General features: G+C 50.2%; 10 protein-coding genes. 4 read left to right on the top strand and 6 right to left on the bottom strand.

The features are described from left to right. Positions 1 to 95: 95 nt before the first annotated feature. Positions 96 to 836 (bottom strand): 30S ribosomal protein S2, encoded by a 741-nt coding sequence (rpsB, locus tag KDM87_RS05810; RefSeq protein ID WP_212678201.1) that lies wholly within the window; start codon positions 834 to 836, stop codon positions 96 to 98. A 311-nt stretch (positions 837 to 1,147) separates the two neighbouring features. Here rpsB and map point away from each other — a divergent pair, with 311 nt between their 5' ends. The 3 genes from map to KDM87_RS05795 are packed head-to-tail and all read left to right on the top strand — an operon-like array spanning position 1,148 to position 5,339. Continuing rightward, a complete protein-coding gene (gene map, locus KDM87_RS05805) occupies positions 1,148 to 1,957 on the top strand; it encodes a type I methionyl aminopeptidase (RefSeq protein WP_212678200.1) in 810 nt (269 codons plus the stop codon). 22 nt (positions 1,958 to 1,979) lie between these two features. Next, positions 1,980 to 4,532 (top strand): [protein-PII] uridylyltransferase, encoded by a 2,553-nt coding sequence (locus tag KDM87_RS05800; RefSeq protein WP_212678199.1) that lies wholly within the window; start codon positions 1,980 to 1,982, stop codon positions 4,530 to 4,532. A 60-nt stretch (positions 4,533 to 4,592) separates the two neighbouring features. After that, entirely contained in the window at positions 4,593 to 5,339 is a 747-nt protein-coding gene (locus tag KDM87_RS05795) for a pseudouridine synthase (RefSeq protein WP_212678198.1), read from the top strand. A gap of 143 nt (positions 5,340 to 5,482) precedes the next feature. On the opposite strand, the gene def is transcribed toward KDM87_RS05795, so the two are convergent. The 5 genes from def to smc all read right to left on the bottom strand — a co-directional run bounded on the left by def (position 5,483) and on the right by smc (position 14,034). Beyond that, positions 5,483 to 6,016, bottom strand: coding sequence for a peptide deformylase (def, locus tag KDM87_RS05790; protein WP_212678197.1), 534 nt, complete (start codon positions 6,014 to 6,016; stop codon positions 5,483 to 5,485). A 117-nt stretch (positions 6,017 to 6,133) separates the two neighbouring features. Then, entirely contained in the window at positions 6,134 to 7,009 is an 876-nt protein-coding gene (gene galU / locus KDM87_RS05785) for a UTP--glucose-1-phosphate uridylyltransferase GalU (protein WP_212678196.1), read from the bottom strand. Between the two features lies 1 nt (position 7,010). Beyond that, the gene (gene ligA / locus KDM87_RS05780) at positions 7,011 to 9,401 is read right to left on the bottom strand and encodes an NAD-dependent DNA ligase LigA (protein WP_212678195.1); all 2,391 of its coding nucleotides are present in this window, start codon (positions 9,399 to 9,401) and stop codon (positions 7,011 to 7,013) included. 17 nt (positions 9,402 to 9,418) lie between these two features. Beyond that, on the bottom strand, positions 9,419 to 10,513 hold the full coding sequence (locus tag KDM87_RS05775) for a cell division protein ZipA C-terminal FtsZ-binding domain-containing protein (protein ID WP_212678194.1): 1,095 nt from the start codon (positions 10,511 to 10,513) through the stop codon (positions 9,419 to 9,421). After that, a complete protein-coding gene (gene smc / locus KDM87_RS05770; protein WP_212678193.1) occupies positions 10,510 to 14,034 on the bottom strand; it encodes a chromosome segregation protein SMC in 3,525 nt (1,174 codons plus the stop codon). Before smc ends, KDM87_RS05775 begins: the two co-directional genes overlap by 4 nt. Before the next feature lie 394 nt (positions 14,035 to 14,428). Here smc and dapC point away from each other — a divergent pair, with 394 nt between their 5' ends. Next, positions 14,429 to 15,661 carry a succinyldiaminopimelate transaminase gene (gene dapC / locus KDM87_RS05765; RefSeq protein WP_212678192.1) on the top strand — a complete coding sequence of 411 codons (1,233 nt, stop codon included), beginning with the start codon at positions 14,429 to 14,431 and terminating at the stop codon, positions 15,659 to 15,661. Positions 15,662 to 15,697 lie beyond the last annotated feature (36 nt).

The following is a 15,697-nucleotide window of genomic DNA, read 5'->3' as shown; positions in this document are numbered from 1 at the left end:
TTTTGTTTTAAAAAAAGGGGCGAACGACTGTTGCCCCATTTTTCGCGTTCCGGGCATAAATCACCCGAAACTCTCTATCTGAACAAAAATTACGCTTATTCTACTTCCACAAACTCGTCAGAACCTGGCTTTACTGCTTCCAGAACTTCATTTACTGCGTTTGCACGGCCTTCCAGGATTGCATCAGCAACACCGCGGGCGTACAGAGCAATTGCCTTAGATGAGTCATCATTACCAGGAATGATGTAAGCAACACCTTCAGGAGAGTGGTTAGTATCGACCACACCGATAACAGGGATGCCGAGTTTAGCTGCTTCAGTAATTGCACCTTTGTGGTAGCCAACGTCAACCACGAAAATTGCATCAGGAACGCCGCCCATATCCTTGATACCGCCGATAGATTTTTGCAGTTTGATCATTTCACGATCAAACATCAGCGCTTCTTTTTTGGACAACTTCTCTACGGAACCATCTTCAACAGCCGCTTCCATTTCTTTCAGGCGCTTGATCGATGTTTTCACTGTTTTGAAGTTAGTCAGCATACCGCCCAACCAACGTTGATCAACGTAAGGCATACCTGCGCGTTGCGCTTCCGCCGCGATGATTTCACGAGATTGGCGTTTTGTGCCAACCAGCAGAATTGTGCCGCGATTTGCAGACAATTGACGGATATGCTTCATCGCTTCCTGGTACAAAGCCAGTGTTTTTTCCAGGTTAACGATATGAATTTTGTTGCGGTGACCGAAGATGTACGGTGCCATTTTTGGATTCCAAAAACGTGTTTGGTGACCAAAGTGCACGCCAGCTTCCAGCATTTCACGCATTGTTACGGACATAATAAACTCCAGGGTTAGGTCTTGAATCCAGCCAGTGATCTCTCTGCCAGAGCAGAAAAGACACCCTTTTCGACCGGATTCGATTGATAAGAATATGAATTAACCTATAAGAAATTTGCATTCATTTACAAGCCAACCATCTATTCTACTATGAAATTGCGATTCTCCTCAAGTATGAAGTTGACTTCACTGCGACAGGCGCACTTTTCACGTCTATAATTATCGATTACCTGCTGATAGCACTTGTTTATCGCACTTTCTCACGCAGCGATACAGTCATTTTCAATATCGCTGCCCTACTACGAAACAACATGGAATCCATTTCAATTAAAACTGCGGAAGATATCGCTGGTATGCGCGTCGCCGGGAAACTGGCATCAGAAGTCCTTGATTACATCACCCCATTCGTTCAGGTTGGTGTAACAACCGGCGAACTGGATCGCCTTTGTCACGAATATATGGTGAATGTGCAAGGCACCATTCCGGCTCCGCTGAACTATTGCCCACCTGGTTACACGCCCTACCCAAAAGCCATCTGCACCTCCGTGAATGACGTGATCTGTCACGGCATTCCCGGCGATAAAGTCTTAAAAAGCGGCGATTCAGTCAATCTTGATATTACCGTCATTAAAAACGGCTACCATGGCGATACCAGCCGCATGTTTTTGCTGGGCGAACCATCTATTTTAAGCAAACGACTGAACCAGATCACTTATGAATGCATGTGGCTGGGCATTTCAAAAATTAAACCTGGCGCCTATCTGGGTGACATCGGACATGTGATTCAGCAGCATGCTGAAAAAGCCGGTTACAGCGTGGTTCGCGAGTTTTGTGGACATGGCATAGGCAAAGTGTTCCACGAAGCACCTCAGGTGATGCATTACGGTAAACCCGGGACCATGGAAAAGCTGGAAGCGGGCATGATTTTCACCGTAGAACCAATGATTAATGCCGGTCGGCGTGAGATTCGCGCCATGGGCGATGGCTGGACTATCCGCACCAAAGACCGCAGTTTATCTGCGCAATGGGAACATACGGTGCTCGTCACCGAAACCGGTTATGAAGTCCTGACCTTGTCGGCTGGCTATCCGCCGATTCCTGACTACATTCAACTCGTTTAAACGTACAAGGCGACCCGGAATAATGCTTTCACCAGCACTTGCATTTAAAGAAGAAATCAAGTCAGCGCAAGCGTCAGCAGTACAGGCGTTTAATGACAATCACAAAGCGGAACAGTTACTGAAGGGTTTATGCCGCAGTGTGGATCATGTGCTGGAAAAAATCTGGAAACATTTCGACATCCCCAAGGAATGTTCACTGGTTGCCGTCGGTGGTTATGGTCGCGGCGAGCTTTTTCCTTATTCTGATGTCGATGTTCTGATCTTATTAGATAAAGCGCCGACAGCCGACACACAAAGCAAACTTGAGTGCCTGGTGCAATTATTCTGGGATATCGGACTTGATATCGGGCACAGCATACGTACGGTAGAAGAATGCCTGGAGGAGTCGGCAGCCGATATCACCGTACAGACGAGCTTACTTGAGGCGCGTCTGGTCTGCGGCAGTCGCAGCCTGTTTCGTAAGCTGCAGCAATGCTATGCAGAGGCAATGAACCCGCAGAAATTTTTCCAGGAAAAACTACTGGAACTCCGGCAGCGGCATGTCAAATACGAAGACACGCCATACAGTCTGGAACCGAATTGCAAGGAAAGCCCGGGCGGTCTGCGCGACTTACAAGTCATTCTATGGGTTGCCAGGGCAGCCAATCTCGGCAACTCCTGGCGTGAACTGGCGCAGCGCGGTTTGATTACGGATACCGAAGCGCATCAACTCAAACGGAATGAACGCGCATTTAAAGACATACGCGCACGCCTGCACATCGCTGCGGGACGCCGTGAAGACCGGCTCGTTTTTGATATACAGACACCGATTGCGGAATCATTCGGATTCAAAACGACGGAATCGCGACGCGCCAGCGAATATCTGATGCAGCGCTATTACTGGGCCGCCAAAGCGGTTACCCAGCTCAATCTGATACTGCTGCAGAATATCGAAGCAGTTTTGTTTCCTCAGCCATCAGTGCCCCGCCCTATCAATGAGCGCTTTAATGAGGTCAATGGCTTCATCGATATTGCCTCTGATGATACTTTCCAAAGCAATCCGTCAGCGTTACTGGAAATTTTCCTCGTGATGGCGCGCCATAGTGAACTGAAAGGCATGACAGCGAGAACAACGCGTGCGTTATGGCATGCCCGCTTGTTAATTGATGCTGAATTCAGGCACAACATCTTCAACCGCTCACTTTTTTTACAGATATTGCAGGCACCGCAGGGAATCACGCATGCACTGCGTCGCATGAATCAGATGAGCATACTCGGTCGTTACCTGCCCAATTTCCGGCGGATTATCGGGCAGATGCAACACGATCTGTTTCATGCCTACACCGTGGATCAGCACATTCTGATGGTCGTGCGTAATCTGCGCCGCTACACGATGCCTGAGCACGCCCACGAATATCCATTCTGTAGCCAACTGATCGCCAACTTCGATCAGCCATGGGTGCTGTATATTGCGGCGCTGTTCCATGACATTGCCAAAGGTCGAGGTGGCGACCATTCCGTACTGGGAATGGCCGATGCGAAGAAATTTTGCTACGACCACGGACTGAACCGCGCGAATACGGAGCTAGTGATCTTCCTGGTGCAAAATCATCTGACCATGTCGCAAGTCGCGCAAAAGCAGGATTTATCCGATCCCGATGTCGTGCTCAATTTCGCTAAACTGGTAAAAGACGAGCGCCATCTGACTGCGCTGTATTTGCTGACCGTCTCCGATATCCGCGGCACCAGCCCGAAAGTATGGAACGGCTGGAAAGCCAAGCTTTTGGAAGACCTTTATCGTATGACTCTACGCGTTCTTGGTGGCGAAGCACCATCCAAAGACAGCGTATTAAAAAATCGTCAGAACGAAGCACTGAAGGCCTTGCGACTGGTCGGCATTCCACCAGACGCACATGAAAAACTCTGGCAACAACTGGACGTCGGCTATTTTCTGAGGCATGACGCATCTGACATCGCCTGGCAAACCAGAGTGTTGTACGACAGAATTGACAGCAGCACACCAGTAGTGAAATGTCGTTTATCGACGATAGGCGAAGGCCTACAGATTACCGTCTATGTTAAAGATCAGCCGGATTTGTTCGCACGGATTTGCAATTACTTCGACAGTAAGAATTTCGATATTCTCGATGCCAAAATCCATACCTGTAAAAATGGTTACGCGCTCGACACCTTCATGGTCAGCGAACCGAGCTTTGCGCATCAGTATCGCGACATCATTAATCTGATCGAACACGAACTGAGCGAATCATTAGCGCAGCAAACACCTTTATCGCCGCCGAATCGCGGCCGACTGTCGCGCATGTCACGCAACTTCCCTATCGTTCCAACGGTCGATTTACGACCAGACGAGAAAGGCCAGTATTATTTATTGTCGATCTCTGCGAACGACAAAAATGGTTTGCTGTATTCGATTGCCGAGGTACTGACGAAATACAAAATCAATCTGCACACCGCGAAAATCATGACGTTGGGCGAGCGCGTTGAAGACGTATTTATCGTTGATGGCGCTGCGCTGCAAGGCGCCCGCACTCAGATACAGTTTGAAACCGATCTGTTGGACGCATTACGGGTGTAAACTCGCATCCTTTTTCCATCCGGACTTGCATAGTCCGGATTCACTGCTTGATATTTCACCATGACAGAATTAGTAAGACTCTCAAAACGCATGTCCGAACTCGGATTGTGCTCCCGCCGCGAAGCGGATGAATGGATTGCCCGCGGCTGGGTGCGCGTCGATGGTACCGTCATTTCCGAACTCGGCAGCAAAGTATTGCCACATCAAAAAGTAACAGTTGAACGACAAGCTGCGGCTGAACAATCCAAGCGCGTGACTGTACTGATCAATAAACCTGTTGGTTACGTCAGTGGTCAGGCCGAAGATGGCTACACACCAGCGATTGCGCTGATCAAACCAGAAAACCGCTGGTCGGAATGTAAGGTCGATACCGCATTTCACCCTACCCAGTTGCGCAGTCTGGTACCTGCCGGGCGCCTTGATATTGATTCTGTTGGCTTATTGGTGCTGACGCAGGATGGCCGTATTGCCAAACAATTGATTGGTGAAAATACAGTCGTCGAAAAAGAATATCTGGTGCGGGTCGCTTACTCCAAACCAGGCAGATTGCCTGATGAAGATTTGCGCCGACTGAATCACGGCCTGATGCTCGATGGCAAAAAATTGCTGCCAGCCAAAGTCAGTTGGCAAAATGAAGATCAGCTGCACTTCATTTTGCGTGAAGGAAAAAAACGCCAGATTCGCCGTATGTGCGATATGGTGGGCTTGCGCGTTCTGGGTTTAAAACGGGTACGGATCGGCAAAGTCAGGCTGGGTAATTTACCCGAAGGGCAATGGCGCTATCTGCGTGAAGACGAGCAATTCTGATCGTTAAAAAACACGATCTGATATCACTAAATCAGATACTCCCCCCTATTTTTGTCTTTTTACACCTCATGTCCTTGAATAATAAGGGCTGTAAATAATACTCCGGGGGAGTATATTAAAGCCCCCCAGAGCCGGATGCAGGATTAATCGTCGTCTGCCGGGTCCAGCTCCGGAAATAAAACTTCGGTAAAACCGAATTGCGTCATATCGCGGATACGCATCGGATACAAAATACCGTTCAGATGATCACATTCATGCTGCACGACGCGCGCATGAAAACCATCGACATCACGACAGATAGAATTACCGAACTGATCAACACCTTCATATCGCAGAGACGACCAACGCGGCACCAACCCGCGCATTCCGGGCACCGATAAACAACCTTCCCAGGCCTCGTCGGTTTCATCGCTTAGTGGCGTCAGCACAGGATTAAGCAGCACGGTTTCCGGCACTACTGGCGCGTCGGGATAACGCGGATTTGATTTGAAGCCAAAAATAACCAGTTGCAAATTCACACCGATCTGCGGTGCCGCCAGACCTGCGCCATTGGCCGCAGCCATCGTCTCAAACATATCACTGATCAACTGGTGCAGTTCGGGCGTATCGTATTGTGTGACTGGCTCTGCGACGCGCAATAAACGCGGGTCGCCCATTTTCAAAATCGGATGGATCATATTTCCCCCTTACTTCAAATTGATGCTATCGAAATAGCCAAGATACACCAGTTCAAAAAAGGCGCAAAAAAAAGACCAGATCTGGCTGATCTGGTCACGTTGCAATTCTCTGGCTGATTATTTGATCGATTTTAAGAATTCGCTGAATTCTGCACTGGTTTCTTTGTGTTTCAAGCCAAGTGCCACACTGGCTTTCAGATAACCGAGCTTAGAACCGCAGTCATACCGCGTTGCAGCCGGACGGAATGCGTAAACGGGGAAATCTTTCAGCATCGCTGCAATACCATCGGTTAGTTGAATTTCACCGCCAGATCCTTTACCCAGATTTTCGAGGTAAGAGAAAATACGTCCTGACAAGATATAACGTCCCACCACGGCCAGCGTCGAAGGCGCGACATCCGGCATTGGTTTCTCAATAATGCCCTGCATGCGTTCCAGTCTGTCTTTGTATGGCGTGCCACTGACGATCCCGTACTGGCGAGTGAATTCACGTGGCACATCCTGTACTGCGATAATACTGCCGCCTTCAGCCTCATATTGCTTCGTCATCTGCGCCATGACTGATGGCTGACCGACGTCGGCATCCATCAGATCGTCAGCCAGCAGAACGGCAAAAGGATCATCGCCTATCACCGGACGGGCGCACAGCACCGCGTGGCCAAGTCCAAGTGCGGCAGGTTGACGGATATAAATACAATTGACGCTTTTCGGAATCACATTGCGCACAAGATCAAGCAAAGCCTCTTTGCCTGCGGCCTCCAGCTCACTTTCGAGTTCGTAGGCTTTATCAAAATGGTCTTCAATCGCACGCTTGTTCCGGCCGGTGATGAACACCATTTCTGTAATCCCTGCTTCCACCGCCTCTTCAACCGCGTACTGAATCAACGGCTTATCAACGATAGGCAGCATTTCCTTTGGTTGCGCTTTGGTCGCCGGTAAAAAACGGCTGCCCAAACCGGCAACAGGGAAAACGGCTTTTTTAATTTTTCTCATTTCAGCTCCTGGAACATAATTGAAGTAAATCTGCTTCTGTCAAAACAGCGACACCTAATTCTCTTGCCTTCGCCAACTTACTGCCGGCCTCTTCACCAGCTACAACATAGCTGGTCTTTTTCGACACTGATCCTGCCACCTTGCCACCTGCCGCTTCAATCATGGCGCTCGCCTGATCGCGCGTTAATGTCGGCAACGTTCCGGTAAGAACAAATGTTTTCCCGGCAAACGCACCCTCATCTTCGGCAGATTGTGGTAACTGCTGCAGTAATTCCTGCGCTATTGTTCCCAGCTCCAGCAAACGCTGGCGGTTTCCAGGAACTGCCAGCCATTGCATCAGTGCCGTATGCACATCCGACGGCAAGCCTAGATCAGTAAAGCCGCCCTCACCCAATACTGCCAGATTCGTCAGCGTCATGCCGCGATCTTGCAATTGTTTGCATCGGGTTGCCGTCAGTTTCGGAATATCCAACGCTGCCAACAACACTGAAAATTCTAGGCGGTCACGCAATTTTGCACTCGGTGCATGTTCGTCTTTTGGCGCGACATCCGCCTGTAAAAGACCGTCCAGCGCCTGCTGATTCTTTGGTTCTGCAAAAAAATCAGCGATCGCATCAGCAACGGTTGCGCCGATGTCCGGCAAGACACGTAATAAGGCCGCCGGAGCGTGGCGTATCAAGTTAAGTTGCCCCAACCAGTCGGCCAGGGTTTTCGCTGTCGATTCTCCGACATGCCGGATGCCGAGCGCAAACAAAAGACGATCCAAAGACGGCTGCTTGCTGGCTGCGATTGCGGTAAGTAGGTTTTCCGCCCATTTCGTGGCGATTTTGCCCTGCTGAACAGTTTCAGGCGTGATGCCATCACGCTCATCCGCCCGCTGCTTCATTTCCAGCAGATTATCCAGCGTCAGCTTGTATAAATCGGCAATGCCATGAACATAGCCGAGTTCAACCAGATTTTCGATGTAACGTTCACCCAGGCCCTCAACATCCATCATCCTGCGACCAGCGAAGTGACGAATCGCCTCTTTGCGTTGCGCCGAACAAAATAATCCGCCGGAACAGCGTGCGATGGCCTCGCCCTCTTCCCTGACCACATGAGAACCGCATACGGGACAAGATTTGGTCATTTCAAAAGCGACCGGTACAGGATCAGGGCGTCGCTCCAACACAACAGCAACCACCTCCGGAATCACGTCACCAGCACGGCGCACGATCACGGTGTCGCCACTCCGCACATCTTTGCGCCTGACTTCATCTTCATTGTGCAGAGTAGCGTTAGTGATTGTGACGCCGCCGACGAATACCGGTGCCAGCCTTGCGACTGGTGTCAATGCACCAGTACGACCGACCTGAATATCAATTCCCTGCACCACCGTCATCGCTTCTTCAGCAGGGAACTTGTGCGCCAGCGCAAAGCGCGGAGCGCGTGATACAAATCCCAATTCCGTCTGCTGGGCGAAATCGTTCACCTTGTAAACGACGCCGTCAATTTCATACGCCAGCGCGGGGCGCTTCTGTTGTATCGCACGATAAAAATTGAGTAAGCCAGAAGCACCGCAGACCAGCGCATTTTCATCACAAACGGGAATGCCAAGATCGCGGTACCACGCCAGCAGCGCACGATGCGATGCGGGCAACTCAGCACCTTCAAGTGCACCAATACCGTAAGCAAAAAAACGTAAATGACGCTGCGCAGTGATTTTGGAATCAAGCTGCCGTAAACTACCAGCGGCGGCATTGCGTGGATTGGCAAATTCTTTTGCCCCGGCATCACGCTGCCGCTGATTCAGTTTGTCAAAGTCGCGTTTGAACATCAGAACTTCACCGCGCACATCCAGTAACACTGGCGGGTGTGGCGTGTTCAGTCGTAGCGGTATGCTGCGTATCGTACGGATATTTTCCGTGACATCTTCACCGGTAAAACCATCGCCGCGCGTAGCCGCCTGCGTGAAAACGCCATCAATATAACGCAGGTTGATAGCGAGACCGTCAAATTTCAGATCGATCGCATACTCAATCTCAGTGTTGGTCTCAGTGTAGGTATCTAATCCTTCGCGAACCCGCTTATCAAACGCAAGCACGTCTTCATCTTCAAAGCCGTTGTTCAGCGACAGCATAGGCACTGCATGCTGCACTTGCCCGAATTCCGGCAAGGCGTGACCACCGACACGCAAGGTCGGCGAGTCGGCTGTTCTTAAGTCAGGGAAATCCGTTTCGATTTTTTGCAGTTCAGCGAATAATTTATCATATTCGCTGTCAGGAATAGTCGGCTGATCCTGCACATAATAGGCATGACTATGACGCTCAATTTCACGGCGCAAGTAAGCAGATCGCTCAGCCACCGTCACTAAGGATGGTTCAGTTGGCGCACCAAATAAATCATTTTGCATGAAACAGAACTGCCAGCTTAGCTAAATAAACGTTGTGCGCGTACGGAGCCCGCAGGAATCTGCGCCTCTGCCATCGCTGCATAGAATTCATTGACCTGTCCGGCAATTTCATCCAGGGCTGCTTTTGAAATAGGCTGATTCCCATCATCCACGACCGTGCCGCCAAGGCGAGTCGCCAGTGAACGGGCACACGCTGCCATCGCACCAAAACCATCGCGGGAAGGCGCGACGCAAGGCACATCCAGCAACAAGGTCAGGCGGGATGTCATGGTTTCGCTGACGCTGACATTGGTCGATAAAGTAAACAGGCTGCCGCCATCGCCGTCCGGCATCATCAGGCGCCCATCCGGACGCTGATCAAATCCCATTTTTTCCAAAGCAGCGATCAACGTATTGAGTGCCCATGCCGCACCGGTAGCGGCCACATTGACACTCAATTGCGCATCGTGTTCAGCCACGAACTGATGTAATTCTCGCGCATGAGAAATCACGGAATTCATGTCTGGAATATCAGGATGGGCGTTCAGATTATCGGCAATCGCCCGTAATTTCATGACAAACTCTGAATACTCCAGTTCATTCAATGCGCCGCTACGGCTGACCATCTGTATGCCCGCAAACAAGGTAGTGTAAGCGCCACCGATGGCGATTGCATCGCGCTCGCCGCTATGGGTCTGACCAATGAAATGCACCGGCTTTTTGCCGACATATTTAAGGTCTGCAATTTCCGCCAGGATTTTTTCACCACGGACAGGCGTATCAAATTCCAGCGGAATTACGCAATCAATCAGCTCATCAACCGGTAATTCTTTTTCGACTGCAACTGTTTTTGCGTCCTCATTGACTTCTGTAGTCAAGTCCGGCTCGACACTGTCTGTCAATACCGGTTCTGCCGGGCGAGTAACAGGGATGTTTTCGTCAGCAAAAACGGGTTCATGTCTTTGCGTGACATCTGCGGGCAGATCAGGATTGAGCAGTACATCATCCTGACCGTCATCGAATGCATTTTCGACGGTTTTCTTGGCTTTGTATTCCTGCCATTTATTAAAGGCGACCACACCAACGACCAAAGTACCGCTGATAGCTAATAAACTTAATTGTAGATCTGTCATGCTGCTTGAGCCTCAGTAGCAAAATTGACGGCGGACTCCATATCCACCGCCACAATTCGGGAAACCCCCTGTTCCTGCATGGTGACACCAATCAGTTGCTGTGCCATTTCCATTGCAATCTTATTGTGGGAGATAAATAAAAACTGGGTATTGGACGACATGCGTTTCACCATATTACAGAAACGCTCAGTGTTTGAATCATCTAAAGGCGCATCCACCTCGTCCAGCAGACAGAATGGCGCCGGATTGAGCTGGAACATAGAAAATACCAGGGCAGTCGCGGTCAAGGCTTTTTCGCCGCCGGACAGCAGATGTATCGTTGCATTCTTTTTGCCCGGAGGCTGCGCCATCACCTGCACGCCGGAATCCAGAATTTCGTCACCGGTCATGATCAGTTTCGCCTGACCGCCACCGAATAAAATCGGGAACAGCTCTGCAAAGTGATGATTAACCTTATCAAAGGTATCTTGCAACAGTTCACGTGTTTCGATATCAATCTTTTGGATCGCATCTTGCAAAGTGGTGATTGCCTCGGTCAGATCGGCGTGCTGTGCATCCAGGAAGGTTTTACGCTCTTTCGCCTGCACCAGTTCATCGAGTGCCGCCATATTCACTGCGCCCAGTGCGGCAATCGCATTATTCAGACGCGTCACCTCACCTTGCAGATAAGAAGGCTTCAGATCTGCATGCAGTTTCTCTGATAATGCGGCTTCATCGACTTCAAAATTACGCAATTGTTCGTCGTATTGTTCTTGCGCGAGGCGCGCTGCCTGCTCTTTCAACTGCAACTCGACGATGCGGTCACGCTGCGGCTGCAAACCACGTTCAGTCTGCGCTTTATTGTCTTCATACTGGCGTAATTGCTGCGTCAGCTGATCCAGCTCATGCCGCGCATCCGCGAGTGCACGTTCCTGATCACTACGACGATCCAGCAAATCCTGCAAACCCGCCTGCGCGGTCTGGTCGTCCATCGATTCCAGCTCGAGCTGACCTTGCTGCATGCTGGCGAATAATTGTGCAGATTGCTCCAACGCTGTTGCGATATTACGCCGCATTTCTTCCATTTTGCTGCGGTGGGATTTTTCAGCGAAAGCAGCTTCCTGCGCCGCCAGTTCCAGATCGCGCAAACGCTGGCGCGCTTGGTTTAACTGCTGTTCTTTTTCCAGATACGCCGTCTGCCCTTCTTCGTGCGACTCCTGCAACTCGGCCAATTCCATATCGAGCATTTCGAATTTTTGCTCAGACTCGGCTCTGGCCTGTTGTTGCTCGCTTTCCTGCGCGGCAATTTCGGCCAGATCGGTGCTGATCTGTGTGCTGCGCTGATTAAAGCGCTCCTGCACTTCAGCCAGTTTCATGTATTCAATTTGCAGACTGTGCGTTGTCTGCGTCAGTGTGCCAACGCGCTGACGTAGCTCCTGCAACTGCTGTGTCGCCTGGCTGTACAAAGATTCTGCACGTACCGAGCGCGCTTTCGCCTCATCTGCAAGCAGTTGTTTTGCACGGCATTGCTTGCTGATATTCTCGATTTCCTGCTGGCGCCCGAGTACACCATCCTGCTCGGAATCAGAGGCATAAAAACGCACGCTGGAGCGGGAAATCACATGGCCTTGTTTAGTAATAAATGCTGCGCCCGGCGGCAACTTTACACGGTCAATAAATGCTGATGTGACGTCTTCGACAACATATAGCTGATGCAACCAATCCTGCAGCAGGCTGCGGACACCGGCATCGTTTAACTGCAACAAGCTGATGAAAGGTTTTAAACCTGGAACCGCCAACGGCTGATCTGCCAGAATTTGCGGGCTGTACACTGCCAGTTTTGCTGGTGGCGCATCATTAAAAAATGCTTTTGCCCAATCAAGATTGGACATCTCCAGCGAGGCAGTGCGCTCACGCAAGACAGACTCGAGCGCTGTTTCCCAGCCGGCTTCAATATGCAGCTTCTGCCAAAGTTTAGGTAAGCTGCCGAGCTCGTGCTTTTCCAGCCATGGCTGGACTTTCCCTTGCGTCTGCACTTTTTCCTGCAACTGCTTTAATGCCAGCAGACGCGCTTCGAGCTGGGCTAATTCAGCGGCATCCTGATTCACCTGCTGCTGCGCCTGTTTGCGTTCGTCTTCGAGCACAGGCAAACGCTCCTGTGCTTCTTCGAGTTGCATACTCAACTCTTCCAGCATTTGTTTTTTTTCTTCGAGCTGAAAAGACAAATTATCCAGATGACTGGAGTCTGGCATTGCCAGGCCCTGTTTTTCCTGCATCAGCCGCTCTTTGCGTGAAGCCAGCGAGTTCAGAATATTCGAAGCATTACGCTGATGTGCTGATTCCAGTTCAATCTGCTGCTGCATCTGCATAATCCGGGCGCGGGACTCGGTCGTTTTCAGTTGCGATTCACGCCACACCTGCTCCATCGCAGGTAACGTATCTTGCTGGGATTGCGCCGTTTCCGATGCCTGCTCTGCGCGCATCGCAAGCTCTTCCACTTGAATTTCGGCTTCCGAAAGCTCGTCTTGCAGTTGATGACTCTGACGTTGCCACTGATCGCGCTGAGCAGTAAGGGAGTGCAACTGCGATTGCAGACGACTACGCGATTCGATCACAAACTTGATCTGAGCCTCAAGGCTGCCGATTTCAGCATTCGTCTGATACAGATGACCCTGCGCCTGATGCATGTGATCGCCGACCGCGTAATGTGCCTGACGCATTTGCTCGAGTTCAAGCTCTACGTGGCGCAACTTAGCGGTTTGTTCTTCAAGATCGAGCTGCGTTTTTTCTATTTCAGCAAAATATTTCTTTTGTTCATTGGCGGCTTCATTCTTGCGCAGCAGCCATAATAATTTCTGTTTTTCTTCCTGATCTGATTGCAGCTCGTGAAACTTATTCGCAATCACTGCCTGCGCTTCCAGTTTTTCCAGATTATTGTTCAGCTCACGCAAAATATCTTCGACGCGCACCAGATTTTCATGTGTATCGTGAATGCGATTTTCGGTTTCGCGGCGACGCTCTTTGTAGCGGGAAACACCGGCGGCCTCTTCGAGGAAAATACGTAATTCTTCCGGACGGGCCTCGATGATCCGCGAAATCATGCCCTGACCGATGATCGCGTAAGCACGCGGCCCCAAGCCGGTACCGAGGAAAATATCCTGAATATCGCGGCGGCGTACTGGCTGACCATTAATGTAATAAGTGGAGGTACCGTCCCGGGTCAAGGTGCGCTTAACGGCGATTTCGCCATACTGACTCCATTGCCCCGCCGCTTTGCCCAGACTGTTATCAAACACTAATTCAACTGAGGCGCGACCGGCAGGTTTTCTGTGGGTGGAGCCGTTAAAAATAACGTCCTGCATGGATTCGCCACGCAGCTCCGATGCTTTTGATTCGCCCAGCACCCAGCGCACCGCGTCGATGATGTTCGATTTGCCGCAGCCATTTGGCCCGACCACACCGACCAACTGACCTGGCACCTGAAAATGAGTGGGTTCAACGAAAGATTTGAATCCCGACAATTTAATAGAAGTTAATCGCACTTAATGAAATATTATTATCGTTTGCAGACAAACCCGTCACTGCTCTCAAATACCGTGCAAGGCAACATCACCAAGCCTTGCCAATACCTGACTATCAGCCCAGCATCATACCATTTGATCTGCGGAATTTTCATGCCTGAAGTTTAAGAAATCGCTAACTTTAACTTTATTTTGTGAGAATTCTTACAAATTAGCATGATGAAATATCCTCAAAGCCTGTCTCTGAAGAATCTGGCAAAGGCTATAATACGAAATTCTGTCAATTCAGTATCAGGCAAACGCAGACTGGTCATGATATTGCGCAACAAACCCGGTGAAAGCAAATACTGCCTCAAAATATTGCATCACTAAGACAGCGACCTGAGACATTCTCGTATTGATAACGAATCTAAAAATGCACTTTCATCCTCACCTCGCCAAATTACAACCGTATCCTTTTGAGAAGCTCAAACGCCTGTTTGCTGATGTCACCCCTAATCCCGCTTACACGCCCATCAGCCTTGGCATCGGTGAACCGAAACACCCTACGCCTGAATTCATTCAACAGGCACTGATCGCCAATATGGCTGGGCTGGCAAGTTATCCGGCAACGGCTGGTTCAGACGCGCTGCGTAAGTCGATTTCAGAATGGGCGGCGCGGCGCTACGCGATTCCGGCACTCAATCCAGCGACACAGATTTTGCCGGTGAACGGTTCACGCGAAGCCTTGTTTTCACTGACGCAAACCATTATCAATACAGAAGAATGTCAGGATGGTCTGCCGCTGGTGTTGTGCCCGAATCCGTTTTATCAAATTTATGAAGGCGCAGCCTATTTGTCCGGCGCAGAGCCGTATTTCGCGAATGCAGATCCGCAACGCAATTTCGCCCCGGATTACAAAAGCATTCCGGAAGACATCTGGAAGCGCGTGCAGTTATTGTTTATCTGTTCGCCGGGCAATCCTACCGGCGCTGTGCTGAATCTGGACGACTGGAAAGAGTTATTTGAGCTGTCAGACCGCTATGGCTTTGTGATTGCGGCAGACGAGTGCTATTCCGAGATTTATTTCAAGGAAGAAGCACCTTTAGGCAGTTTGCAGGCGGCACAACTATTGGGACGTCCAGACTACCAAAGACTAATTACTTTATCGAGTTTATCGAAACGTTCTAACGTGCCTGGCATGCGTTCCGGTTTTGTTGCGGGTGATGCGGAAATTATTAAAAAATTCCTGCTGTACCGCACTTATCACGGCAGCGCAATGAGCCCGATGATACAGGCCGCATCTGTGGAAGCATGGAATGATGAAACCCATGTGGAAGAAAACCGAGCCAAGTACGTCAAAAAGTTTGCCCAAATTACGCCGCTGCTGCAGGAAGTGCTGGATGTGCAGTTACCCGATGCCGCTTTTTATTTGTGGGCCAAAGTTGATCACCTGAAAGGGATCAGTGACACCGAATTCGCACGACGCTTATACCAACAATATAATGTGACGGTACTGCCGGGCAGTTATCTCGCCCGCGAGGCGCATGGCGTGAATCCGGGACAAAACCGCATACGTATGGCGCTGGTTGCTGAAGTTGGCGAATGTCTGGAAGCAGCGCAGCGCATCGTCGCGTTTTGCAAAGACCTGCGCAACGAAGAATACTGAACACACCAGATACATAAATTCAGGCTCATTTAAATA

Source organism: Cognatundibacterium rivi (genome assembly GCF_018139565.1).
In the GTDB taxonomy this organism is placed as follows: Bacteria; Pseudomonadota; Gammaproteobacteria; order Burkholderiales; family Burkholderiaceae_D; genus Undibacterium; species Undibacterium rivi.
Note: the sequence above shows the minus strand (reverse complement) of the source record. Positions and strands in the feature narration are given on the sequence as shown.